The following is a 24,615-nucleotide window of genomic DNA, read 5'->3' as shown; positions in this document are numbered from 1 at the left end:
AATTGGTTAATTTTTATTGTTATTGATTATTTTAAAGTGAATTCCTGAATCTCATCCTGACTTTATCATTAGAGACTCAGGGAATCCATTGTTTTGATAATTACTGTGTTACTGCAAACTTTCCAGCTTCAACTGATGGGAAATCTACTTCTGTTTCAGCAATGTGATTTACATAGTTTGTCAATGTGTTTGAAACTACATTCAATACAATTTCTAAGATATCTCCGTCATTATATCCTGCTGCTTTTGCTGCTGCTAATTCTTCTCCAGAAACTTGTCCTCTATTTTTTGTTACGCTTTGTGCAAATTGTAAACCAACTTGTATTTTTGCATCACTAGCTAATCCTTGACGACTTGCTTCTGTTTGTGCTTCTGTCAATCCGTTCATTTTTCCAATTGCAGTGTGTGCAGACAAGCAATAATTACATGTGTTTTCTTCTGCGATCGCTAAAGCTAATTGCTCTCTAAATTTGTTACTAAAGTTTCCACTTGCAGTTAATTCACCTAAACTTAAATACGTTTGTAACGTTGCAGGAGAATTTCCAAATACTTTAATAAGGTTTGGAATAAATCCTAACTTCTTCTGAACTGCGTCAAACAATTCTTTTGATTTTCCTGTAGTTGTTTCTGGGTTTAATGTTTCAATTCGTGTGCTCATAATTTTGTTTTTTGTTTGTTTGTCATTCCTGCGAAGGCAGGAATCTATTTATTTTTAATTTTTATAATTTAGTTTTTGCATTCGCAGATTTCTCTCTCTGGATATTGTGCATCGTATTCTTGATATCCCCAGCAATTTGGGCAAGTAGTATTTTGTGTATTTTTCATAATTCTTTTGGTTTTAATTCATATCAAAAAAAATTCTTTTGAATCGCATCATATATAATTGAGATGCGTTATATTTTTTGAACAGTACAAAGATGCGGCAGAAAGACATGCCAGAAAATGGACAAAAGTTCCTAAGAATTGGACAAATGGGTTTTGGGTAGGTAGATTGCTAGATTTTTAGACTTTTTAGATTGATTTCTAACGTCAGTTCGAGTGTTTTTTTGAAATGAAGTGAAGAAAAAATGTATCGAGAACTACTTAGATTTACACAACAGTGTCTAAGTTTTTTGTGTGATTCTGAGTCAAGCTCAGAATCACACATATTGAAAGCTTAAAGAAATTAGATGCTAATAACTAAGAAATCTAAAAGTGAAGCGTGACTAAAAATCCAAGAAGTCTAAGTAAGTCTATTTTTTATATTCTGATTTAAAAGAAAGTGGAGATTTCTGAATTGCTTTGGTAAAGAAACGTGTAAAATAAGCCGGATCGTTAAAACCTAGTTCAAAAGCAATTTCTTTCACCGATTGTTCCGAATACAACAATTGTCGTTTGGCTTCTAGGATGATTCTATTCTTTATAAAATCACTTGGCGTAGTAGTTCCAAGTTTTTGAAAATGTTTAGAAATGGATTTTGGCGAAATTCCTAAACGATCTGCATAGGCAGAAACCGAATGCATTTTCTTGAAGTTTTGTTCCACCAACACACTAAAATCTTTGTAGAGTTTCGTTTCTGTTTCTTCTTTCACAATAAAATCTTCCTTCTTCACGCGAACCGAATGAATAATGAATTGTTTCAAATAGGTTTGTAACATATCATACTGACCGGAATTTTCATTGTTGAATTCTTCAATTAAATCTTCCAGCAAGAAACTTAACCGTTGTATATCTTTTGCTTTTGGGATCACAAAAGGCGTATCATATACATTATTAAACAACACACCATTACACGAAATTTCTTTATCATGTGTTTGAATACAATAAAAATCACGCTTGAATGAGAGTTTGTATGCTTCTTTAATTTTTTCTGAACTTACCGAAAAGACTTGTCCTGGCGACAAAAAAAAGATAATATTTCCATCAAACGTATATGCTTCAAAATCGATATGGTATGTTCCTTTTCCTTCTTTAATCCAGTAAATCGTGTATGAATCTACTTGTTCAGGCTTATTGACAACACAAGCTTTTTCAAACTGCACGACGCTGAGTGAAAATGTATCTTGATAGGTATACCTTGTAATATCTTGAACTGCCATGAATGCTTGTTTCTTTGGTGTAATATAAAACTTTTTCTTTGGTCGTAAAAAGTAGTGTTTGTTTACGTAAAAATTTAGACTCGCTATGCTTTTAGAACGCTAGCACTTTTATACTTTTTTAATTACAACTCTAAACGTCAGTTCGAGTGATTTTTCTTAGAAAAATTATATCGAGAACTAATTAGAAACTCAAAATTCTATTCTCGATACACTTCTCCTTTCAGTCGAAGCACTCGAACTGACGAATTTTGAAAGTGCGGAATGACAATACTACGTTTTTTTCGGCAATTGAATCTGCGGCATTGGTTCGCACAACGTTTTCTCCACGATTTTGGTTCGCATCAATTTCTTATCATTAAAATGCCTAGAAATATTTTGAATGATTTCCGTATAATTATCAGTTCCATCATCTTTTTGATGATAAAACACTTTAATAGAACGACAATTGTCATGTTCAAAAATAGTATTTAGCAAGGTTCTATCTGATAAACCACAAGAGTGTCCCATGATAATGACTTGAAATTTTTCGGAATTAACATAGCGCAAAACATCTCTATAATTAGAATTTTGCACATATTGAAACGATTTAAAATACTTTAAGTATTCGTTATCGTCCATATCTTCAATTAACTTATAATCTTCGTCCATTTCATCTCCGAAACCGAAGACGATATCTTCATGTATAAGTTCTCCGTGAATATGATTTACATTCAAACGCGGATGTTTTCCTCTTAAAGAAACAACATGATTAAAGAATGTTTGCGTATAATTAAAATTCACAACTAAACAATGATACAAGTCTGGCAACCTATTAACATGTCCTTTTCTGTCTTTTCCTCTTTTGTTGTATGCTTCTCGTTGTTTTGAATCTTGATAAAAATCACTTATATATTTACGATCGTTTTCCATCGAAAATTGTTGTTCTAATCCTTTAGAATACTCACTGTAGGGAAAAGTAAAAGGTCTGATCATATCTCTTAATTGAAAAACGGCTTCGTTTTCAAATTCAAAATTATAAGCTTTAACTACATTTTTTTGTAAATATCTTTCAAGTAATAGTTTTACCACTTCAAATTCTTTGTGAAGTTTTAAAACTTGTTCTCTTTTTTCAAGAGCTTCTAATTCTTGATCTTTACAGATCTTTTTAAGTGCTTGATAATATTCATTCTCAGCATCAACCCAGTTTTGAATTGATTGTATTTCATTTAATTTTCTAAAAAAATCATTTTCAAACCTAAATATTTGAGTTTTGCTTCCCTCAATAGTAATTGAATAAGAACTAAGATTATGATCATAGAATATATTATTATATAAATTCATAGTATTTTTAAAATCATGATAATTAGAAATAGCTTCTCCATCAGGAAAACTTAAAAAGTCATTATAACCTGGATGTATGTAAACTAACTCTTTAACCAATTCATCATTCTGATCTCTCTTCAAATCTCGCCAAAAAGCATCCATAAAGTGATTGTACGAAGTTGGCAATCCGTGTGCTAAATCAAATCCGTTTCCTGCAATAATGAGTTTGTTCATGTGTATTAAACTAAATTTTAGTAACGTTCATTTTTTCTTGATAAAAAACGAACCAAAAAATCAAGTCTGAGTATAGAAAATTACTACGTAGCATTCACTAGCTAAGCTGCATGCTTGAAGCTACGCTTCGCAATTTCGCTTGCTAGCTCTTTATTTCTGAACACAGACGGTTCCGTTTTTATAAAAACCTCTTGTAAATTAAGTAAATTTTGTAAGAATTTTATATTTAATATATGTTAGCTGCAATAAAAACTAAAAATTTTCATGTGGAGTATCTTTTTCCGAAGTATAGGAATTAGTTTTCGAAAGAAAAACTAAAAATACCTCTGGAAATGCTGTGCATTCATGAATACCAAAATATGGAATAAAAATGTATGAACTAAAAATTCCCTTTCTTTTCTTTGGGAAAGCAAAGAAAATGAAGAAATAGAACGATCTAATTTAAATTATTTACTTCTCTGAAAAGCAACTACCAAAATAAACGTTAGTAAAGATGGTAAAACCCAAGCAAAATCTATGGTTCCTAGTGGAATGACTTCACGAAGTGTTTTTAAGAATACATTGGTTGGTAAGAAATGCGCAAACATATCTAAAACTCCAAAGATAAACGTCACCAACACAACAGCTCTAAATGCCAACGGTGTTGCGAGCTTTTGAGAAATTACATTTAAGAAAATCAACACAATTCCTATTGGATAGATAAATTTCAACACAGGAATTGCCACAATAATGATGTAATGAAAATCTAGTTGTCCAACCAAAATCCCTATCAAACAGGCAATAACAGCAGTGATGATATATGCTTCTTTTGAGTCTTTAAATAATCCTTTGAAGTAATCGGCAGTTCCTGCAGTAATTCCAACAGCAGTCGTAAAACAAGCTAATGCAACTAACACACTTAAAAATGCCGTTCCGATGTTTCCTAAGGTTGCCAAACTGATTCCACGCAATAACGTTGCACGTTTCATGTCGCTACTCATGCTTTCTTCAATGGCAACTTCACTACTAAAATAGGAACCTAATATAATTAATCCGGCATAGATAACAAACAATCCAAAACCAGCAATCCAACCCGATTTGGCAATGAGTTTTTTCTTTTCTTCAAACGAATCGTGTCCTTTTAAATTCAACGAAATAATAATCACACCACCAATTACAATCGCGCCAATAGCATCAAATGTTTGATATCCTTCTTTTAATCCGATGACCAAAGGTGGCTTTTCTAATAATGATGGAGTTACAGCTTCATGTGGCATACCTAAACCAATTCCGATAATCGCTAATAGGATTAATACAATTAACGGCGTTAAAAACTTTCCAATAAAGTTCAGAATCTTGGAACGATTTAACACAAATACAAATACCAACGCAAAATAAACTGTACTTGTCAGTAAAGCACTTGTGCCAAAGTTGGGAAATATTGAGATTTCATGTGTTGCAGAAGCCGTTCGCGGTGACGGAATTGTTACTGAAATGATATAAATAATAATGCAAAACACACTACTAAATAATGGTGATACTTTTTTTCCAAAATCGTACATCGAACCTTGCAATCGCGCATGCGCTAATATTCCAAATATTGGAATTACAACTGCTGTGATCATAAATCCGAGTGTCACCCAAAACCATTGATCTGTTGATTGATATCCTAATAATGGTGGTAATAGCAAGTTTCCTGCTCCAAAAAACATGGAGAATAATGCAAAAGCAGTGACAAAGAGTTCTTTATTTTTTGACATGTGTATATTTTTTGATGAAATACGCGATCAGACTATAGATTACAAATAATAGTGCAATTCCTGTGAAGCAAAATTTTACAGTTGCCGATGCAAAAGCCAGCGTAGCCCAATATTGTTGTAAATCGCCATAGAATAATTGAAGCAACGCAAAGTTTTCCACCATGTCTAAGAATCCTGCGAAAAAAGTTGTTCGTATCAGAACAATTCCCAAGCGGTATCGTTGGCTTTCAGGTTGTTTCCAAACAATTCTCGTCACACGATGTAGTATCAAACTTAGTACTAAAACATACGCAATGATAAAAACATAATCGAACCATAAACTCCATTCTGCAGAAAGCATTGCGCCTTCTGTTGCTTGCCAAGAAGCTAGTATTTGTGTAATACAATCGAGTGTTTTTGCCAGTTCAAACGAAATAATTCCTAAAGGAGCGAATTCATTTTGTAGTAATAAATCAAACTGAAACATACATGTTGCTGCTAATAAAAATGCCGCAATTGCTAGAATTAACAACTTCTTTTCAGAAGCATTTGATAATTTTTTAAAAGGCGATGTAAACATTTTTAGTTTCAAGTTTTATAGCTAACGAAAGATACATATTTTTGCGACATGCAACAGTTTGTGACCTATAAAAATATAGAAATCGCCTATACGGTTTCGGGCGAAGGAAATACATTGGTACTTTTACACGGTTTTTTAGAAACAAGTACGATGTGGAATGCGTATGTAGCAGCATTTTCTAAAACGCACAGAGTCATTACCATAGACTTATTAGGACATGGAAAAACGGGTTGTATTGGCTATATTCATACAATGGAAGAAATGGCTGAAACAGTTTTTGCTATTTTGACAACCTTACGCATCCGTAAAATTCATATTGCCGGACATTCTATGGGCGGTTATGTTGCCTTGGCTTTCGCCGAAATGTACCCAGATTATGTAAAAGCTTTATGCTTAATAAATTCCACAGCGCGCGCAGATAGTTCGGAACGAAAAACAAATCGTGATAGAGCAATTAATGCCGTAAAGTATAATCACAAGCAATTTATTAGAATTGCAATTTCGAACCTTTTTCGTCCAAAAAATCGTAAAATCTTTGCAGAAACGATCAAAAATGTCAAAAAAGAAGCATTAACGATTTCATTACAAGGAATTGTTGCTGCTTTGGAAGGCATGAAAATTAGAGAAGATCGTGAAGTATTATTACACTTTTCTCCGTATAAAAAAATGATGATTATTGGAAAGCATGACCCTATTTTATCGTATGATGAATTGATTGATCAAACAAAAAATTCGGAAGTTATTGTCGATATTTTTCCTGACGGTCATATGAGTCATATTGAAAACAAAGAAGAGCTCATGTATGCATTTAGTTTATTCTTAAAAAACTAAAATTTCAAATGTTTCAAAATTTATAAGTAGGAAATTACATTTTTATTAATTAAGAATTTAGGTTTAAAAAAGAAAGAATAAATTTTTATTTTACCCATTCATCTTTCGATAAAGTGCATTTCGTCTAAAAAATAAAGCTTTTCATCGGATAAACCGTAGCAATTATGTATATTAGAAGTGCCCAAAGAAAACTACTTTTAACCTACTTATTTAACCATGGATAAAAACATGAGTATCAAAACTACATTTTCGCTCGGAAAATTATACTGCAGCGTTTTCGGTCATCGTTACCGAGTTACCAAGAAAATCACTTCACATGTTAACGAATATCAATGTATGTTGTGTAATTGTGAAGCTACTAATGATGACAAAGGAAAGCTTACATCGTTAACACCTCAACTGAAAGATATTAATAGAACGTTGACTTCTTTTCATAAGAAGAAAAAGCATGCGTTTTAGTTGTTAGTGCTTTAAGTATGAATTTATAATTTTTTACTCTTGCTCGTCCATTGCATTCCAGCCTTGTGCTTTTAATGGAATTTTTGTGTTTGCTCTTGTAATTAAATGAATTCCTTCACGCGCTTCTGTCATGTGACCAATAATAGAAAAATTTGGATTTGCTTTAATTTTCGGGAAGTCTTCTTGTTTTACTGTAAATAGTAATTCATAGTCTTCTCCTCCACTTAATGCAACCATTGTACTATCAATATTGAATTCTTCCGCCGTAGAAATCACTTGTGGATCTAACGGAATCTTGTCTTCAAATACATTACAACCAACTTCTGACTGTTTGCATAAGTGCATTACTTCAGAAGATAAACCATCGCTAATATCAATCATCGACGTTGGTTGTACTTCTAAATCGTGTAATAATTTTGAAATGTCTTTTCGTGCTTCAGGTTTTAACTGACGTTCAATAATGTATGTGTACATATCTAAATCAGGTTGATTATTTGGATTTACTTCAAACACTGATTTTTCACGCTGTAATACTTTCAAACCTAAAAATGCACCACCAATATCTCCTGTAACAACTAGTAAATCATTTGGTTTAGCACCGTTTCTGTAAGTTAATTTTTCTTCCTCAATTTCACCAATCGCGGTTACGCTAATTAACAATCCTGTTGTAGAAGAAGTCGTATCACCACCAACAACATCAACATTATAAATTTCGGCAGCCGTTTGAATTCCTTTGTATAATTCTTCCAATGCTTCTAACGGAAAGCGATTAGAAACTGCAATTGAAACAGTAATTTGTGTAGCCGTAGCATTCATTGCATAAATATCAGATAAATTTACAATAACAGCTTTGTAACCTAAATGCTTCAACGGCATATAACTCAAATCAAAGTGTACGCCTTCTACCAATAAATCTGTAGAAACTACTACTTTTTTCGATTTAAAATCTAAAACTGCCGCATCATCTCCAATACCTTTTATTGTAGAATTCTGCGTTATTTTTAAGTTTGCAGTTAAGTGATCAATCAATCCAAACTCTCCTAAACTCGCTAATGACGTTCGTTGTTCTCCTTTGTCTTTTAACATGTTGCAGTATCAGTTATTAAGTTAAAAATTGTATTTTAGGCACTGTTTTTAAGCCTCGACTATTTGAAAACGCAAAATTAGCCAAAAAAATGACACTTATTGCACGAAACCTACTCTTTGTTCTTGCTCTTATTTCTATTTCCCCTTCTATTGCCCAAATTGTTCCATGTACAGGAGGATTTGCTGGCTCTTTTCCTTGTAATGGTTATGATTTACTATCCAATTTACCAAAGTCTACGTTTAGTAATGAAGATGGAAGTGATATTTGGGGCTGGACAGATACTACAACTAATAAAGAATACGCTCTTATTACATTTGAAGACAAAACCTGTTTTGTAGATGTAACTGATCCTATAAATCCTATTTATTTAGGAAATATACCCACCAATGCAGGTGTAAACTTTTGGAGAGATATTAAAGTATATAATAACTACGCATATATTGTGGCTGACAATGTTGGAAATCATGGAATGCAAGTTTTTGATTTGACTCGATTGCGAAATGTAACCAATCCACCAGAAATATTTACGCCAGATACAGTATTTACAGATGTAGGAAGTTGCCATAATATTGCTATTAATGAAGATACAGGCTTTGCATATTTACTTGGTTGTGACACTTTTAGCGGCGGGCCACATTTTGTAAACCTCTCAAATCCATCAAATCCAGTCAGTGCTGGTGGATATGCTACAGACGGATATACACATGATGCACAAATAATAATATATAACGGTCCAGATACGCAGCATGTCGGAAAAGAAATTATGATTGCCAGTAACGAAAATGAAATTGTAATTTTAGATGTTTCTAATAAATCTTCTGTAATTAGACTTTCACGAATTGATTATGCAGATGTTGGCTACACACATCAAGGCTGGCTTACCGAAGATCATCGCTATTTCTATTTAGGAGATGAAACCGATGAAATTAATTCTGGTTTTCTTACCAGAGGCTTGGTTTTTGATTTTGCCAATTTAGATAATCCAAGTTTTTTAACTACATTTAGTGGAAGTACTAATGCTATTGATCATAATTATTACATTAAAGGAGATAAATTATATCAGGCAAACTATACTGCTGGAGTTCGTGTTTTAGATATTTCAAATCCAGCTAATATTACAGAAACTGGTTTTTTTGATACGCATCCTGATTCTAATGATACTACATTTTTCGGTGCTTGGACTGCATATCCTTACTTTGCTAGTGGAAATATTATTATAAGTGATACAGACCGAGGACTTTTTATTATTAGAGAAAGTAGTTCTCCGCTAAATACAGATCAAACACAAGCTTTTGATTTTATGATGTATCCTAATCCTGCTTCAAATTACACTTTAATTAAAGCTGGGGAAAGTATGTCTATTGAAAAAGTAGAAATTTTCAATATCATAGGAAAAAAAGTACTTGAACATACCAACATTAACGAAACTCAGTTTCAATTACCTGTCAAAAAGTTACCAACTGGTATGTATGTAATAAAAATAAACGATGCGACTTCTCAAAAATTAATTGTAAAATAAAGAGAGATCGATTTAACAAAACATTAAAACCAAAACGTGTGAAAAATTTCAAACTACATATAATCACAATTGTCATTATACTAGCTTTTGGAGCGTGTTCTCCAGATGATCCATTTACCAGCGTAAGTCCACCACTTTCTAATGAAGAAATTTTCCCAGGAATTACACTTTGTGAAAATGGTTTTGCTGGTCAATTTCCTTGTGAAGGATACGATTTACTAAGCAGAGTAAACTTGTTTACGCTTGGTGGAATTAGAGGCGCTGATTCTTGGGGTTGGACAGACCCAACAACAGGAAAAGAATATGCACTCATAACAACAGATGCAAACTCATCATTTGTAGACATTACAGACCCGATAAACCCTATTTACTTAGGATTACTTCCAACGGCAACTGTTGCAAGTAATTGGAGAGACATTAAAGTATATCAAAATCACGCATTCATTGTAAGTGAAGCACCAGGTCATGGAATGCAAGTATTCGATTTAACACGCTTGCGAAACGTTACCAATCCTCCTGAAATATTTACCGCAGACGCCTTATATACTGGTTTTGGAAGTGCACATAATATTGTCATCAATGAAGACACAGGATTTGCCTATGCTGTTGGCGCAATGACACTAAACGATTCATCTTCTTCCTTTGCTGGCGGCCCACATTTTATAAACATTCAAAATCCGATAAATCCTGTTGCGGCTGGCGGTTATAGTGATGACGCATATTCGCACGATGCACAAGTAGTCACGTACAATGGTCCAGATACAGAACATGTTGGAAAAGAAATTTTAATAGGAAGCAATACAAACGAAGTAGTCATCATAGATCTAACAGATAAAAACAATCCTATTCAACTATCAGTTGTTGGTTATTCAAATATTGGCTACACACATCAAGGTTGGTTTACGGAAGATCAACGTTACTTTATACTTGGCGATGAATTAGATGAAATTAATTCGGGATTCAACTCTAGAAGTATCGTATTTGACTTATCAGATTTAGACAATCCGTCAGTTTCAATGACATATACAGGTCCTACACCAGCCATTGATCACAACGGTTACACCAAAGGAGACACCTATTTCTTAGCAAATTACACAGCTGGTGTTCGCATGCTAGACATTTCAAATATTAGCGGAAATCAGATTCAAGAAATTGGCTATTTTGACACATATCCATTACATGACAATGCTACTTTTAGTGGCCTTTGGAATGTATATCCATACTTTGAAAGTGGAAATATTGTTTTAAGTGATATCAATTCAGGATTATTTATCATTCGAAAAAGTACAGACTAATACATGAAAAAATACAATACATATTTTCGTCAATTATTCTTTTTAGCTTTCGCGGTAATTGTCGTATCGAGTTGTTCTTCGGATGACACTTCAACTCCAGAAGAAACACCAAATCCTACTGGGTTTTTAGGCGAAATAGATTGGCTAAAAACAATTGGTGGAACGGAAGAAGACACAGCGCAAGATATTGCTATAACTTCCGATGGCGGTTATGCCATTGTGGGTTTTACCAAAAGTATCGATGGCGACGTTACAGATCATACTTCTGAACAAAATGATTATTGGGTAACTCGGTTGGATGCCGACGGAAACATTATTTGGTCAAAAACCTATGGCGGAAGCGCCGATGATCGTGGTGAAGCCATAAAAGCAACTTCAGATGGCGGATTTATTATCACAGGTTACAGTCGAAGCAGCGATGAAGATGTGAATGTAAACAACGGATTTTATGATCAATGGATTGTAAAGTTAGATGCTAGTGGAAGTATTCAATGGGAACAAAGTTTAGGTTTCTCTGGAAGCGATCAAGCATTTGATATTATTCAAACAAGTGATGGCGGCTATTTTACCACTGGATTTTTAGACATTACAGCTTCTGGCGGACAAGGAAATGTTGGAAGACCAGGTACAACTACAGGAAACTTTCCAAACCCTGAACATGGTGTTGGCGAATTTTGGTGTCACAAGTTAGATGCAAGCGGAACCATTGTTTGGAGCCGTTATTTTGGCGGAACAAACAACGACAGATCTTACAGTACACTTGAAACTAATGATAATAATTTCATCTTGGCTGGTTCTTCTGAAAGTGATGACTTTGACATTACAAGCAGTCAAGGAAGTTATGATTTTTGGGTTGTAAAAATTACTAATTCAGGTGATCTCATTTGGCAAAAATCATATGGTGGTTCTGGAATTGAAATTGGATATGATATTGCTAAAACAACCGACGGAAACTACCTAGTTGTTGGCGATACTAGAAGTTCAGATGGTAACATTGCGAATTTAAAAGGCTCCTCTGATTTTTGGGCGATCAAAATTAGTGATACAGATGGTTCACTACTTTGGGAACGCACATATGGCGGAACAGATTTTGAATCTGCACGCGCTGTTACTCCAATTCAAGATGGTGGATTTGCCATTGTAGGAAGCTCTAAAAGTAACAATACAGATGTAACTACTAACTATGGTCAAAATGATTTTTGGGTCATTAAAATTAGTGACAGTGGAAACCTAACTTGGGAGAAAAACTTTGGTGGTTCACAACTCGATTTTGCTTTCGGAATCGTAGAAACAACCGATAAAAAATTAGTTGTTGTTGGAAGTACTCAAAGTTCTGACATTGATATCAACACAAACAAAGGCATCAAAGATGCGTTAATTCTAAAAATAAAATAAAGACATTAAGATGAAAAAAATTGCATATTCATTCTTACTTATATTATCAATAGCTATATCATCGTGTAATGACGATAACAATACAAATCAAACATCTGCTATTGAACTTACGTTTGACAATCGAATTTCAGCAAATCAAGATTTAAGCCTGAACAATTCCACATTTGTAAACCAAAACAATGAAACTGTTTTAACGAAGGAATTAAAATATATCATCTCAAACATTACATTAATTCAAGACAACGGAACAACGTTTGAATATCCAAAAGCAGATTCTTACTTCGTTATTAATGAAGAAGATCCTAGTAGTTTAGTACTAAGCTTAACTGGAATTCCTGTTGGAAACTATACACAAATTGCCTTTGGTGTTGGTGTTGATCAATCCAAATATCCGCTAGATGGTGGCGTAATGAACTTTATTCCGCAGGCAGAACAAGCCGGAATGTTATGGAATTGGGCAGCAGGTTATAAATTCATCAAATTTGAAGGAACATTTACTCCACAAGGCGGTACAGAAAGCCCTTTTGTAATTCACGTGGGAAGTCACGGAACAAATCTTGATAACTACAAATTTGTAACACTTCCACTAGGAAATGCAATTACGGTTGCTACTGGAAACACAGCCAACGTAAACGTGGATGTTTTTGTTTCAAGTATCATTGATGCTACCAATCAGATAAAATTAGAAGACGCAAGCGACATTCAAGTTGATCCGGTAAATGCCCCAAAAATTGCTAAAAATATGGAAAGTGCTTTTCAGGCACAATAAATACTACATTATGTAGTACTACATATAATACTTAATCATTATTTTTAAGGAAACTAACGTTTCCTTACGTGAAAAAAATCATTGTATACAGCTTTCTTTTAGCAAATTGTTTTGTCCTAAATGCACAATATTGGACAAAACAACATTTTAACGTAGAAGATGGTTTGCCAAACAATTACACTTTTGCTATTGAAAAATTTCAAGATGAAATCTATGTAGCAACAGATGGTGGATTAGTCACTTTTGATGGACAAAATTTTAAAATACACTTTAAAAGAAAAATTCGATATCCAGTTTCTTTATTAAACACAAAAGATAGCGTATTACACATTGGGTCGTGGTTAGATGGCTTCATCTCGAAAGAGAAAAATGAGCTTCAGATTATATATCCAGGACGCATCAATCGAATTCTTAAAAGTAAAAGTAAAAACCTCATATACAACACTTATCAACGACATATTTTACTAGCGTTTAATGAAAGATATCAAATTGACACACTCATAGAATTAGATTACACTAAGAAAGAAAGACGGCTTGCTATTGACGATACTTCCATATATATAAGCAAACAAAAAACAATTTCTGAATACAATTGGGATGGAAAAAAAGAACAAGAATTTCCTCATCAATTAGATACGACTATAGAAGCTATTAATAGTATTGATGGCTTTATTTTTTATGGAGATTTGCAAGGAAATTTGGTTTGGGCGCCAAAACTTAATCCAACACAAATAATCAAACATCATTTTGAAAAACCAAATAAAATTAAACGCATTACAGCTTATAAAAAACAACAAATCCTAATACAGTTAAATCATCGTGCAGAACATAATAGTCTGTACTTACTCACTTTTGATAAAACCTATTCAAAAATCATTAAATCGGAAGCAATTCTAACCATAAAGAATGGAATCAGTGAGACATTTGTAGACAAAGAAACTATTTATATAGCTACGTATGGTGACGGTTTTTACAAAATATTTCCTTCAATTATTAAATCGTATGACAAGTCCGATTATCAAATTCCAACACCTAAATTTAGTTACGAAAATTCAAATGGAAACATGGTTTTTGCAACAGAAAACATTTCATATACGCTTCAAGAAAAAGATACTTTCATTCAACAAAAAAATCCTTTTCGGCTCAATACTATTTTTGAATTTAAAGGCGAACGATACTTTTCATCACATGCGAATCTATTTGATGAAAATTTAAAAGTGATAAACGACAGTAGAGTAGACAATTTTATTTACGCTGTTGAAAAAGACACCTTATTCTATTCTAAATATATGTTCAGTCGTTATCACAATAATAAGTGTGAAAACATCTTTTGCATAGAGTATAATAAAAAAGATAAAAAAATAAATTCAGGTATCTATTTTAATGAAGAAGTCTATATTGGAACGCAAATTGGTGTCAGAAAATTTAAAAAAAATGATGTCGATTTCTGGGAATACGCTTATGATTCAATACTAGAAAAAAACTTCAAACAACGTGTTATCCGAAAAATTACTCAGCATAAAAATCAATTAATTATTTCTACACCATACGAAGCCTACACTTATAATGGCAAAAAGGTTTCTCCGTTACTTTTCACAAAAGATGACATTCACATCAACGCAACCTTTGTTGACAAAAACAATCGAATTTATTTTGGAACTAATAAAGGGTTTTGGTTGATAACAGATGATTTCACATATCATTTCAACACAAAAAATGGTACCAACTCCAATAATATTTATTCTTTCTATGAAGACACAAAAGGAATTATTTGGATGATTACTGGGAACGGAATCATGGAGTTAAACCCTGCTTTATTAGATGTAACAATTCCACCAAAAATTGAAATTCACAAGAAGATCATTCAAAACGATCGCGCTTCCATTTTTTTTAAAAGTAATACTAAAAATTTTACAGAAGCTGTATTATTTGAATATAAAGTAAATAACTCCGAATGGAAAAAAACTGACCTTCAACAAATAGAGATGAGCAACCTAAAACCTGGAAGTTATATGGTTTCTTTTAGAGCAAAACGAATGAATAGTGAATGGTCAGTTCCAGTAACAGTTAAGTTTGATATTTTTCCTAAATGGTATCAAATTACAGTCATCAAAATTTTTATTTTCGGAATAATCACTATGCTATTACTTGGTTTTTTATGGTTTCGCTTACGCGTGATTAAGCGCAGAAATGAAATCTTATCTAACGAAATTAACAAACGTATTCTGTTAGAGCACAAAGTTGAAAACTTGCGTGAAGAAATTGCACGTGACTTCCATGATGAAATCGGAAATAAAATTGCTTCCGTTATCGGTTTATCAAACAACTTAAAACACAATGAAAAAGTAAAATCGCCCAAAATTGACAAAATCTCAGAACTTTCAAAAGAAATATATCATACTGCAAAAGACTTTGTTTGGTCGTTAAATCCAAAAAACAACAATATTGAAAGTTTGTGCAAATATCTAAGAGATTACGGAGAAAACTTCTTCTATCTCTTTGACGAAATAGACTTTTTATACTTAGAAATTGATATCATTCCTATTGATATTTCATATGTAAAAAGTAGGAACATCATTTTGGCTTACAAAGAAATATTAGCAAACATCATTAAACATTCACACGCAAATACAGTTACCTTAAAAGCATATTTAGAAGATCATTCATTTACCATTCAAATTCAGGATAACGGTGTTGGTTTTGACAAAATTACCTCATCACAAGGAAATGGACTTAATAACATTAAAAAACGCATGGAAATGATCAAAGCAGACATGAAAATCAAAAAAGAGAATGGTGTTTTTTACATTTTTACGCTTGACTTAAAGGAAGAATTAACCAATCAAAACGAATAATTTTATGAAAAAGAAATATCTTTCTATTATTGAAGACAATGTAATTTTCAGAGAAAACTTAGCAGCATATCTGCTACAACTTCCCAATTATTTTATACTTGGAACCTATGGTTGTTTTGAAACTGCACTTACAGATTTCAAATCTGGAAATCATCCAGATATTGTATTGATGGACATTGGATTGCCAGGAAAAAACGGTATTGAAGGCACTAAAATTATCAAGCAATTATTTCCAAAAACAGAACTCATTATTGTAACGGTTTTTGAAGACAGTAATATGGTTTTTGAGGCTTTAAAAGCTGGTGCTTGTGGGTATTTAACTAAAAGCTTAGGATTGCCCGAACTCAAAAAAGCCTTAGACGATTTAGAAAAAGGTGGCGCGCCAATGAGTAATAAAATTGCTAAAATGGTTGTGGAATCGTTTCAACTCAATCATGAAGATAATACGTTATCCAAACGCGAAAAAGAAGTCTTAACATTGCTTGCCAAAGGAAAAACGTATAGTACCATTGCTGTAGAATTATTTGTTTCCAAAACAACAGTTCGTACACACATCCGAAACATTTACCAAAAACTACATGTAAACTCCAAAGCAGAAGCTATCCGATTGGCTAATGAAAAGAAGATGATATAAAAAACTCACAGCGAATAGTAAATCTAAAACTTACCTATTATAACTGCGAGTTTGTGTGGTGTAAAAACCAAAAAATTATAGCATTAACATGCAAAAGAGTTACAGTTTGCACAACGTGTTTGTGTTCTCTCTGTTGGACATACACTAAATCGTGATTCTCTACAAGTTGGTCCACCAATCGTACTTCCTGCAACTCCACCTAAAATTTGGTCTGTTGTTAAATTAGAAACCAATTGTTTCTTCAAATTCAATCCTGTTTTAAAATTTTGTTTTTTCATAATGTGTTTATTTTGATTCAATCCAAAACTACTTCAAACAATAGCACGTCAAATCATACAAAATGGATGATTCTTTCAAAAAAAAGCTCAAAATGTATCAAAATCATCTAAAAAGTTAAGTTTCTTGTATCATTCTCACACATTTGATATCTTAGCGGAAGCTATGAAATTCAATATATACGTATACATATTACTACTATGTGTACTTGCTTCCTGCAAAAACGAACCTTATGAAGAGATTCCAACTGCAGCAAGTGGTACGTTTAGTGACGTACGTCTTGATTTTACTGTACCTTCCAATTTTCCACCTTTAACGTATGATGTAGAAAGTAATCCACCAACGGAAACAGGTTTTGAACTGGGAAGACGCTTATTCTATGAAGGTCGTTTGGCTTCTGATGGCGTAGTTGCTTGTGGTTTTTGTCACATTCAAGAATTCGCTTTTACACATCACACACACATTATAAGTCATGGAGTAGATGGCGCTTTGGGAAGCAGAAATGCACAACCATTGCACAATTTAGCGTTCCAAAACGAATTTACTTGGGACGGCGCTGCCATTCATTTAGATTTACAACCTATTATTCCGATTACCAATGAAGTGGAAATGAACGAAACATTTACCAACGTAATCGCGAAACTAGAAGCACATCCTGAGTATCCACGATTATTCCGCGAAGCATTTGAAAATGGTCAAATTGATTCAGAAAACATCTTAAAAGCACTGTCACAGTTTATGATAATGATGGTCACTTCCAACAGTAAATATGATAAATTTCGCCGCAACGAAGGAAACGTAACCTTAACGGAAAACGAAACGCAAGGAATGGCATTATTCAATCAAAAATGTGCTTCGTGTCATGCTGGCGAATTATTTACAGATCAATCCTATCGAAATAATGGTTTGGCAATTGATATGCAATATGATGATATTGGGCGCGCTCGTGTTACAGGACTTCCCGAAGATAACTACAAATTTAAAGTGCCAAATTTACGTAATATTGAAGTTACATTCCCATACATGCACGATGGACGTTTTCAAAACTTAGATCAGGTTTTAGAGCATTACAGAAGTGGAATTAACGAATATGACAACCTAGATAATTCGTTACGTCAACCTGATGGAACTTTAGGAATTCCGATGACAAATGAAGAAAAAGCACGTATTATAGATTTCCTAAAAACCTTCACCGACACTGATTTTATTTTTGATCAGCGATTCTCAGAATTTTAATCAACTTATTTGGGCGCATCGCCAAGAAAAATGGCGTCAGGCTATTCACCTATATCTAACAAATACATTAGAGTTTTGTAATGAAGGTTTGAAATATAAAAAATACGAGTGTTTTCTTAATTTCAGCATAGCAGTAGCTATGGTTAAATTGAAAAATACAGTAAAGCGTTCGTATTTGAAGTAGTTCAAAAATGTAATAGATTTTCTAATATATTAGTTAGATTTGATTCCTCATTTCATTCCGGGATTTTCACTGTTATCCTTTGCGCGATTTAGAACACTAGAATTTAATTAAATGAATAAAAAAGATTACATCCTAATTGAAACAGCAAAACCAGAATTGGTTGAAAAAATGATTTTTGAATACTTCGAAGATGAATATATTTCGCACGATGGCGTTGATATTGAGCTGGGAAAACACAAAGATAAAAATGAAATTGTAGTTTCCTTTTCAAACAACTTGGATAATGAGCTGTTCGTATTCTTTTTCACTTCTTTATCTATCAATAAAGAATTTCAAAATGATAATTACAAAGGATGGTTTAGCGCAAGTGACAAAATAAGCGCCAATACGAAACACAATAGTTTTGGTGGAAAACTTGAAAATGATTCTTTTAAAACAAGAATTATCCTTACATCAGAAATGACCGAAGATTATACGTTAGGATATTCCGATCAAGGTAAAAAAATAAAATTTCACTATACGGGGAAATTTACAATTGAAAATTCAAATGGATTTAAAAAAGAAGATTTTAATCCAAACAATTATACACCAATTAAGAATATTAAGCTTGAAAAGAATACTTCTAAAACCCATCAAAACAAAGGATGTGGAATTATGTCAATGCTAGTTATAATGATATTACTTGTAATAAGTATAATATATATTGCTTAACATTCAAATGGAAAAAAGAACACGCAACTACATTTTTGACAATCAACTTGCATCTTATATGAATACTACGAAATGGAAAAAGTTGGTTATTGAAATTACATCCGATGAAACGTATGATCCTTTAGTGAATATCAAATTAATCTTTGACGAAGAAAATAATAATAGTTTTTCGCCTGTTTGGTGGAATGAAGTCGAAAGAGACGGATTTGAATTGATAGAGTGGCTACAAATTCAACCATTTACAACTGAAAAAGGAGTTCGATTAGCTGATCTTAAACAAATGGATTATACTGAATTTGTACAAAAAGGACTCAATAAGCACAATATTCCGTACGAATATGATCATGGGATTTTTACCATTTATGGATATAAACGAATGAAGTAAATTAAAAAAATAGCAATACTACTGCATTTTTTTATTTCATTACTAAGCAACTTATTACAACCTAGTTACTTAAAAAAAACAACCCAAAAATGGTAATTTCTGGCAGGTTATTTTTCTTGAATAATGATCTAAAATAACACCATCAACAAATTCTATTGTACGATTTATTATATAAATGTTAGGTTTTTAAAAAAAAAGCGGCAAATAGCGTATCTTTGCAGATACAGAATAAACGTAAATTAAAAAGAATGATAACAGTTTCAGAAACAGCCCGTAAAAAAGTAGTTGAGCTTATGACAGATGATGGATTTGATGCTACCAGCGATTACATTCGTGTAGGCGTTAAAAGTGGTGGATGTTCCGGACTATCGTATGATCTTACGTTTGACAAAAGTAAAGCAGAAGAAGACAAAATATTTGAAGATAATGGTGTCAAAATTATTGTAGATAAAAAGAGTTTTTTATATCTCGTTGGAACTACATTAGAATATTCTGGAGGATTAAACGGAAGTGGATTTGTTTTTAACAACCCAAATGCACAAAGAACTTGTGGTTGCGGAGAATCATTTTCATTGTAGTTATAACGTACATTGACTTTAAAAGTAACCCTAGACTTTAAAAAAAATACAAAAAGTGAGATTACATATATTGAATTTTCAAATTATTTAATCTTTTAATCATATCGAAAGAATGAGTAAGTATACTGAAGAAGAATTACAAAAAGAACTCGAAACTAAAGAATACGAGTACGGATTTTATACAGACATTGAAAGTGATACATTTCCCGTTGGACTTAATGAAGATATTGTAAGAGCAATTTCTAAAAAGAAAGACGAGCCACAATGGATGACCGATTGGCGTTTAGAAGCGTTTAGAGTTTGGTCAGAAATGGAAGAACCAGAATGGGCAAATGTAAACTATGAAAAACCAGATTTTCAAGCAATATCTTACTATTCAGCTCCCAAAAAAGCAGATCCAAATAAAACACTGGATGATGTAGATCCTGAGTTATTAGAAATGTACAAGAAGCTTGGAATTTCAATTGACGAGCAAAAAAAATTACAAGGTGTCGCTATTGATATCGTAGTAGATTCGGTCTCAGTTGCCACTACCTTCAAAAAAACACTAGCTGAAAAAGGCATCATCTTCTGCCCTATTTCAGAAGCCATTCAAGATCATCCTGAATTGGTTAAAAAATATATGGGAACTATCGTTCCTACCAAAGACAACTTTTACGCAGCATTAAACTCAGCAGTATTTACTGATGGTTCTTTCTGTTATATTCCAAAAGGCGTTCGTTGCCCGATGGAATTATCAACATATTTTAGAATCAATCAAGCAGGAACTGGTCAGTTTGAACGTACACTTCTAATTGCAGATGAAGGAAGTTATGTAAGTTACCTAGAAGGTTGTACGGCACCATCACGTGATGAAAACCAATTGCATGCCGCAGTTGTAGAATTAATTGCAATGGATGATGCAGAAATAAAATACTCTACAGTTCAAAACTGGTATCCTGGAAATGCAGAAGGAAAAGGTGGTGTTTTTAACTTTGTAACAAAAAGAGGATTATGTGAAAACAATGCAAAAATCTCTTGGACACAAGTAGAAACAGGTTCGGCCGTTACATGGAAATATCCTAGTTGTATCTTAAAAGGAAATAATTCGGTTGGTGAATTCTATTCAATTGCCGTAACCAATAATTACCAACAAGCAGATACTGGAACAAAGATGATTCACCTTGGAAAAAATACCAAGAGTACTATTATCTCAAAAGGAATTTCTGCTGGAAAATCACAAAACAGTTATAGAGGTTTGGTTCAAATTGCGCCAAGAGCTGAAAATGCACGTAACTTTTCACAATGTGATTCACTCTTAATGGGAAATCAATGTGGTGCGCACACATTTCCATACATCGAAGCAAAAAACAAAACAGCTCAAATAGAACACGAAGCAACTACTAGTAAAATTGGAGAAGACCAAATCTTTTACTGTAACCAACGTGGAATCGACACTGAAAAAGCAATTGCCTTAATTGTAAATGGTTTCAGTAAAGATGTATTGAATAAGTTACCGATGGAATTTGCTGTAGAAGCACAAAAATTACTAGAAATTTCGTTAGAAGGTTCTGTAGGATAATCAATTATAATAAACCCTTAGCAAGCATGAAAAAAATCTATTTCATATTCGCATTATGCATATTGACAATTGTTAGTTGTAAAAATGATGCTTCATCTAAATCGAATGAAAGCGAAACATCAGAAACTGAAGGAAAAGGATATACTGAAACTGCAACAGTTGGAAACCAGTTTGAAACGTTTTCAGGTATGTTTTTATATTTAGGAACTGAAAAAGCAGCAGTACTTCAAATAGCTGGAAGTGATATGTACGGAGTCGTAATAGACGATCAAATGTTGGCACTAAATGAACAGTGCAAAAAATATAAAACAAATGAACACGATATGGTTCCTGTTATCATTAGAGGTATCAAAAAACCAAATCCTGTAAAAGATGCTTGGAAAGAAGTTATTGAAGTTAAAGAAATTCTTTCAGTACAAAAGCCAAGTGAAAATCAAGATGGTACTATTATCATCAAAAGCGATCAATAATTCGATTTAAAAAAATATAATACACAGTAATGTTACACATAAAAAATTTACACGCAAGTGTTGAAGATAAAGCAATTCTAAACGGAATTAATTTAGAAGTGAAAGCTGGAGAAGTTCATGCGATTATGGGACCAAATGGTTCTGGAAAAAGTACATTATCTTCTGTAATTGCAGGAAAAGAAGAATATGATGTTACCGATGGAGAAATCTTTTTAAATGGAGAAAATATTGAAGAACTTTCTGCCGAAGAGCGTGCACATGAAGGTGTATTTTTATCATTTCAGTATCCAGTAGAAATTCCTGGGGTTTCAGTAACAAACTTCGTTAAAACTGCTATCAACGAAACACGCAAAGCACAAGGATTGGAAGAAATGCCAGCGAAAGAAATGTTGAAGAAAATTCGCGAGAAAGCAGAATTATTAGAAATTGATCGTAAATTTTTATCACGTTCGTTGAATGAAGGATTTTCTGGTGGAGAAAAGAAACGTAACGAAATTTTTCAAATGGCAATGTTAGAACCAAAATTAGCCATCTTAGATGAAACTGATTCAGGTTTGGATATTGATGCATTACGTATTGTTGCCAATGGTGTAAATAAATTACGTAGTGAAGACAATGCGGTAATTGTAATTACGCATTACCAACGTTTGTTAGATCATATTGTTCCAGATTTTGTTCACGTATTACACAATGGAAAAATTGTAAAATCGGGAACTAAAGAATTAGCCTTAGAATTAGAGGAAAAAGGATACGATTGGATTAAGCAAGAAGCAACTATTTAAGGAGCGATCACAAAACGATACACATGGAATTAAAAGATAAATTATTGTCATCCTTTATGGTGTTTGAAGATCGTGTAAATGATCAGTCTAAAAACTTGAACGAAATTAGAAATTCAGCGATTAAAGCGTTTGAACAAAAAGGATTTCCTTCAAAAAGAGATGAAGATTGGAAGTATACTTCACTAAATGCTTTATTGAAACACGATTATTGTATTTCTCCACAACAAGAAACTGCGATAGAATTTAAGGACGTAAAGAAGTTTTTCATTCACGATATTGATACATATAAAATTGTATTTATTGATGGAAAATATAGTTCATTCCTTTCAGAAACGACACATGATGGTATTGATGTTTGTTTAATGAGTTCTGCATTGAACAAACCAAAGTATAAAATCATTATTGATTCATATTATAACAAAGCTGCAAAGTCAGATCATAGTTTAACGTCTTTAAATACAGCGTTTGCTTCTGAAGGTGCATACATTCATATTCCAAAAAATAAAGTTGTAGAAAAGCCAATTCAAATTGTGCATTTTTCAACAGGAAATGAAGCTTCATTATTATTACAACCACGTAATTTAATTGTGGTAGATGAAAATTCGCATGTACAAATTATTGAGCGTCATCAAAGCTTAACGTCAAATGTAGTATTGACAAATTCGGTAACCGAAATTTTCGCAAACAAACGTGCAATTGTTGATTATTATAAGATTCAGAATGATAACCAACAAGCTTCGTTAATTGATAATACCTACATTTCACAAAAGCAAAGTAGTCATGCATCTGTGCATACTTTTTCATTTGGCGGAAAATTGATTCGAAACAATCTGCAATTCTTACAAAAAGGAGAACATATTGATTCTACTATGAAAGGAATCACCATTATTGGCGATAAACAACATGTTGATCATAACACTTTGGTACATCATATTGAACCAAATTGTGAAAGTCACCAAGACTATAAAGGTATTTTTGCAGACAGATCTACAGGAGTTTTTAATGGGAAAGTTGTTGTTGAGAAAGAAGCTCAAAAAACAAATGCCTTCCAAGCGAATAATAATATTTTAGTAGATGACAAAGCAACAATTAACACCAAACCTCAACTTGAAATTTTTGCAGATGATGTAAAATGTTCACACGGTTGTACTATTGGTCAGTTAGACAAAGATGCTTTATTTTATATGCGCTCGCGCGGAATTCCAACAAAAGAAGCCAAAGCTTTATTAACGTATGCTTTTGCAAACAATGTATTGGAAAGTGTAAAAATAAACGCTATTAAAACACGAATTAATAAGTTGATCGCTCAAAAATTGGGTGTTAATTTAGGATTCGATTTATAACATATACTTTTTATAAAAAGACAAAATCCCGAAGCATTAGCTTCGGGATTTTTTAATTTACAAAACATTAATTCCTAAATTGAGAATGTAGGATTAATTAAAATTGATGTGTCAAATGTTAGACATCCATCACACGAATTACAAGAATTACATGATCCAGTGCATGAAAACGCACACGAATTCCTAGTAAGAATTATAGTTCCAGTGATAAAAACATCATTTCCACCTTTTAATTCTGAGATTGATGTTTTGTTAAGCTTGAGTGATTTTAATCCTCTTTTTTTCATAATAAAATTGTTTTAAAATTGATAGTTGCAAGGTTTCAAAAAATCA

24 protein-coding genes are annotated in these 24,615 nt (G+C 32.8%); 16 read left to right on the top strand and 8 right to left on the bottom strand.

Features of this window, described 5'->3' with window-relative positions; genetic code table 11:
* Positions 1-100: 100 nt before the first annotated feature.
* From ACUUYC_RS09570 to ACUUYC_RS09550, 5 genes are all read right to left on the bottom strand, one after another.
* Positions 101-658: a carboxymuconolactone decarboxylase family protein gene (locus ACUUYC_RS09570; protein ID WP_474265498.1), complete on the bottom strand. Its 558-nt coding sequence runs from the start codon at positions 656-658 to the stop codon at positions 101-103.
* A gap of 574 nt (positions 659-1,232) precedes the next feature.
* Positions 1,233-2,078 (bottom strand): helix-turn-helix domain-containing protein, encoded by an 846-nt coding sequence (locus ACUUYC_RS09565; RefSeq protein ID WP_474265497.1) that lies wholly within the window; start codon positions 2,076-2,078, stop codon positions 1,233-1,235.
* Positions 2,079-2,348: 270 nt separating this feature from the next.
* Entirely contained in the window at positions 2,349-3,614 is a 1,266-nt protein-coding gene (locus tag ACUUYC_RS09560) for an AbiH family protein (protein ID WP_474265495.1), read from the bottom strand.
* Positions 3,615-4,060: 446 nt separating this feature from the next.
* Positions 4,061-5,353: a branched-chain amino acid transport system II carrier protein gene (brnQ, locus tag ACUUYC_RS09555; protein WP_474265494.1), complete on the bottom strand. Its 1,293-nt coding sequence runs from the start codon at positions 5,351-5,353 to the stop codon at positions 4,061-4,063.
* Complete coding sequence (locus tag ACUUYC_RS09550; RefSeq protein ID WP_474265493.1) at positions 5,340-5,912, bottom strand: hypothetical protein; 573 nt, start codon at positions 5,910-5,912, stop codon at positions 5,340-5,342. Before ACUUYC_RS09550 ends, brnQ begins: the two co-directional genes overlap by 14 nt.
* 48 nt (positions 5,913-5,960) lie before the next feature.
* On the opposite strand from ACUUYC_RS09550, the gene ACUUYC_RS09545 reads away from it, so the two are divergent.
* Together ACUUYC_RS09545 and ACUUYC_RS09540 are read left to right on the top strand one after the other, a co-directional pair.
* Positions 5,961-6,743, top strand: coding sequence for an alpha/beta fold hydrolase (locus ACUUYC_RS09545; protein ID WP_474265492.1), 783 nt, complete (start codon positions 5,961-5,963; stop codon positions 6,741-6,743).
* 228 nt (positions 6,744-6,971) lie between these two features.
* The gene (locus tag ACUUYC_RS09540) at positions 6,972-7,202 is read left to right on the top strand and encodes a hypothetical protein (protein WP_474265491.1); all 231 of its coding nucleotides are present in this window, start codon (positions 6,972-6,974) and stop codon (positions 7,200-7,202) included.
* A 33-nt stretch (positions 7,203-7,235) separates the two neighbouring features.
* Here ACUUYC_RS09540 and thiL read toward each other — a convergent pair whose 3' ends face one another.
* The gene (thiL, locus tag ACUUYC_RS09535) at positions 7,236-8,288 is read right to left on the bottom strand and encodes a thiamine-phosphate kinase (RefSeq protein WP_474265490.1); all 1,053 of its coding nucleotides are present in this window, start codon (positions 8,286-8,288) and stop codon (positions 7,236-7,238) included.
* An 89-nt stretch (positions 8,289-8,377) separates the two neighbouring features.
* Between thiL and ACUUYC_RS09530 the strand changes: the two genes are divergently transcribed.
* The 6 genes from ACUUYC_RS09530 to ACUUYC_RS09505 all read left to right on the top strand — a co-directional run bounded on the left by ACUUYC_RS09530 (position 8,378) and on the right by ACUUYC_RS09505 (position 16,756).
* Positions 8,378-9,808 (top strand): choice-of-anchor B family protein, encoded by a 1,431-nt coding sequence (locus ACUUYC_RS09530; protein WP_474265489.1) that lies wholly within the window; start codon positions 8,378-8,380, stop codon positions 9,806-9,808.
* 38 nt (positions 9,809-9,846) lie between these two features.
* Positions 9,847-11,103 (top strand): choice-of-anchor B family protein, encoded by a 1,257-nt coding sequence (locus ACUUYC_RS09525; RefSeq protein ID WP_474265488.1) that lies wholly within the window; start codon positions 9,847-9,849, stop codon positions 11,101-11,103.
* A 3-nt stretch (positions 11,104-11,106) separates the two neighbouring features.
* Positions 11,107-12,498, top strand: coding sequence for a hypothetical protein (locus ACUUYC_RS09520; RefSeq protein WP_474265487.1), 1,392 nt, complete (start codon positions 11,107-11,109; stop codon positions 12,496-12,498).
* A gap of 10 nt (positions 12,499-12,508) precedes the next feature.
* Positions 12,509-13,267 carry an MbnP family protein gene (locus tag ACUUYC_RS09515; RefSeq protein ID WP_474265486.1) on the top strand — a complete coding sequence of 253 codons (759 nt, stop codon included), beginning with the start codon at positions 12,509-12,511 and terminating at the stop codon, positions 13,265-13,267.
* A gap of 68 nt (positions 13,268-13,335) precedes the next feature.
* Positions 13,336-16,122, top strand: coding sequence for a sensor histidine kinase (locus tag ACUUYC_RS09510; RefSeq protein WP_474265485.1), 2,787 nt, complete (start codon positions 13,336-13,338; stop codon positions 16,120-16,122).
* Positions 16,123-16,126: 4 nt separating this feature from the next.
* A complete protein-coding gene (locus ACUUYC_RS09505; RefSeq protein ID WP_474265484.1) occupies positions 16,127-16,756 on the top strand; it encodes a response regulator transcription factor in 630 nt (209 codons plus the stop codon).
* Between the two features lie 83 nt (positions 16,757-16,839).
* On the opposite strand, the gene ACUUYC_RS09500 is transcribed toward ACUUYC_RS09505, so the two are convergent.
* The gene (locus tag ACUUYC_RS09500; protein ID WP_474265483.1) at positions 16,840-17,034 is read right to left on the bottom strand and encodes a hypothetical protein; all 195 of its coding nucleotides are present in this window, start codon (positions 17,032-17,034) and stop codon (positions 16,840-16,842) included.
* 163 nt (positions 17,035-17,197) lie between these two features.
* On the opposite strand from ACUUYC_RS09500, the gene ACUUYC_RS09495 reads away from it, so the two are divergent.
* The 8 genes from ACUUYC_RS09495 (at position 17,198) to sufD (ending at position 24,282) form a co-directional block, all read left to right on the top strand.
* Positions 17,198-18,268 carry a cytochrome-c peroxidase gene (locus tag ACUUYC_RS09495; RefSeq protein ID WP_474266372.1) on the top strand — a complete coding sequence of 357 codons (1,071 nt, stop codon included), beginning with the start codon at positions 17,198-17,200 and terminating at the stop codon, positions 18,266-18,268.
* Between the two features lie 295 nt (positions 18,269-18,563).
* A complete protein-coding gene (locus ACUUYC_RS09490) occupies positions 18,564-19,163 on the top strand; it encodes a hypothetical protein (RefSeq protein WP_474265482.1) in 600 nt (199 codons plus the stop codon).
* 7 nt (positions 19,164-19,170) lie between these two features.
* Positions 19,171-19,548, top strand: coding sequence for a DUF6678 family protein (locus ACUUYC_RS09485; RefSeq protein WP_474265481.1), 378 nt, complete (start codon positions 19,171-19,173; stop codon positions 19,546-19,548).
* 248 nt (positions 19,549-19,796) lie between these two features.
* Positions 19,797-20,126: a HesB/IscA family protein gene (locus ACUUYC_RS09480; protein WP_474265480.1), complete on the top strand. Its 330-nt coding sequence runs from the start codon at positions 19,797-19,799 to the stop codon at positions 20,124-20,126.
* Positions 20,127-20,238: 112 nt separating this feature from the next.
* Entirely contained in the window at positions 20,239-21,687 is a 1,449-nt protein-coding gene (gene sufB, locus ACUUYC_RS09475) for a Fe-S cluster assembly protein SufB (protein WP_474265479.1), read from the top strand.
* A gap of 26 nt (positions 21,688-21,713) precedes the next feature.
* Complete coding sequence (locus ACUUYC_RS09470) at positions 21,714-22,157, top strand: hypothetical protein (protein ID WP_474265478.1); 444 nt, start codon at positions 21,714-21,716, stop codon at positions 22,155-22,157.
* A 29-nt stretch (positions 22,158-22,186) separates the two neighbouring features.
* On the top strand, positions 22,187-22,939 hold the full coding sequence (gene sufC, locus ACUUYC_RS09465; protein ID WP_474265477.1) for a Fe-S cluster assembly ATPase SufC: 753 nt from the start codon (positions 22,187-22,189) through the stop codon (positions 22,937-22,939).
* Positions 22,940-22,962: 23 nt separating this feature from the next.
* A complete protein-coding gene (gene sufD / locus ACUUYC_RS09460) occupies positions 22,963-24,282 on the top strand; it encodes a Fe-S cluster assembly protein SufD (protein WP_474265476.1) in 1,320 nt (439 codons plus the stop codon).
* A gap of 74 nt (positions 24,283-24,356) precedes the next feature.
* Here sufD and ACUUYC_RS09455 read toward each other — a convergent pair whose 3' ends face one another.
* Positions 24,357-24,569, bottom strand: coding sequence for a hypothetical protein (locus tag ACUUYC_RS09455; protein WP_474265475.1), 213 nt, complete (start codon positions 24,567-24,569; stop codon positions 24,357-24,359).
* Between the last annotated feature and the right edge of the window lie 46 nt (positions 24,570-24,615).

This window comes from Kordia sp. E, from assembly GCF_056033805.1.
The sequence above is the reverse complement of the archived record's forward strand: the minus strand, read 5'-3'. Positions and strand labels throughout refer to the sequence as shown.

Bases quoted from the DNA above. Each gene is read 5' to 3' on its own strand.
- ACUUYC_RS09570 (WP_474265498.1), bottom strand. From the start codon at position 658: ATGAGCACACGAATTGAAACATTAAACCCAGAAACAACTACAGGAAAA.
- ACUUYC_RS09565 (WP_474265497.1), bottom strand. From the start codon at position 2,078: ATGGCAGTTCAAGATATTACAAGGTATACCTATCAAGATACATTTTCA.
- ACUUYC_RS09560 (WP_474265495.1), bottom strand. From the start codon at position 3,614: ATGAACAAACTCATTATTGCAGGAAACGGATTTGATTTAGCACACGGA.
- brnQ (WP_474265494.1), bottom strand. From the start codon at position 5,353: ATGTCAAAAAATAAAGAACTCTTTGTCACTGCTTTTGCATTATTCTCC.
- ACUUYC_RS09550 (WP_474265493.1), bottom strand. From the start codon at position 5,912: ATGTTTACATCGCCTTTTAAAAAATTATCAAATGCTTCTGAAAAGAAG.
- ACUUYC_RS09545 (WP_474265492.1), top strand. From the start codon at position 5,961: ATGCAACAGTTTGTGACCTATAAAAATATAGAAATCGCCTATACGGTT.
- ACUUYC_RS09540 (WP_474265491.1), top strand. From the start codon at position 6,972: ATGAGTATCAAAACTACATTTTCGCTCGGAAAATTATACTGCAGCGTT.
- thiL (WP_474265490.1), bottom strand. From the start codon at position 8,288: ATGTTAAAAGACAAAGGAGAACAACGAACGTCATTAGCGAGTTTAGGA.
- ACUUYC_RS09530 (WP_474265489.1), top strand. From the start codon at position 8,378: ATGACACTTATTGCACGAAACCTACTCTTTGTTCTTGCTCTTATTTCT.
- ACUUYC_RS09520 (WP_474265487.1), top strand. From the start codon at position 11,107: ATGAAAAAATACAATACATATTTTCGTCAATTATTCTTTTTAGCTTTC.
- ACUUYC_RS09515 (WP_474265486.1), top strand. From the start codon at position 12,509: ATGAAAAAAATTGCATATTCATTCTTACTTATATTATCAATAGCTATA.
- ACUUYC_RS09505 (WP_474265484.1), top strand. From the start codon at position 16,127: ATGAAAAAGAAATATCTTTCTATTATTGAAGACAATGTAATTTTCAGA.
- ACUUYC_RS09500 (WP_474265483.1), bottom strand. From the start codon at position 17,034: ATGAAAAAACAAAATTTTAAAACAGGATTGAATTTGAAGAAACAATTG.
- ACUUYC_RS09495 (WP_474266372.1), top strand. From the start codon at position 17,198: ATGAAATTCAATATATACGTATACATATTACTACTATGTGTACTTGCT.
- ACUUYC_RS09490 (WP_474265482.1), top strand. From the start codon at position 18,564: ATGAATAAAAAAGATTACATCCTAATTGAAACAGCAAAACCAGAATTG.
- ACUUYC_RS09485 (WP_474265481.1), top strand. From the start codon at position 19,171: ATGGAAAAAAGAACACGCAACTACATTTTTGACAATCAACTTGCATCT.
- ACUUYC_RS09480 (WP_474265480.1), top strand. From the start codon at position 19,797: ATGATAACAGTTTCAGAAACAGCCCGTAAAAAAGTAGTTGAGCTTATG.
- sufB (WP_474265479.1), top strand. From the start codon at position 20,239: ATGAGTAAGTATACTGAAGAAGAATTACAAAAAGAACTCGAAACTAAA.
- ACUUYC_RS09470 (WP_474265478.1), top strand. From the start codon at position 21,714: ATGAAAAAAATCTATTTCATATTCGCATTATGCATATTGACAATTGTT.
- sufC (WP_474265477.1), top strand. From the start codon at position 22,187: ATGTTACACATAAAAAATTTACACGCAAGTGTTGAAGATAAAGCAATT.
- sufD (WP_474265476.1), top strand. From the start codon at position 22,963: ATGGAATTAAAAGATAAATTATTGTCATCCTTTATGGTGTTTGAAGAT.
- ACUUYC_RS09455 (WP_474265475.1), bottom strand. From the start codon at position 24,569: ATGAAAAAAAGAGGATTAAAATCACTCAAGCTTAACAAAACATCAATC.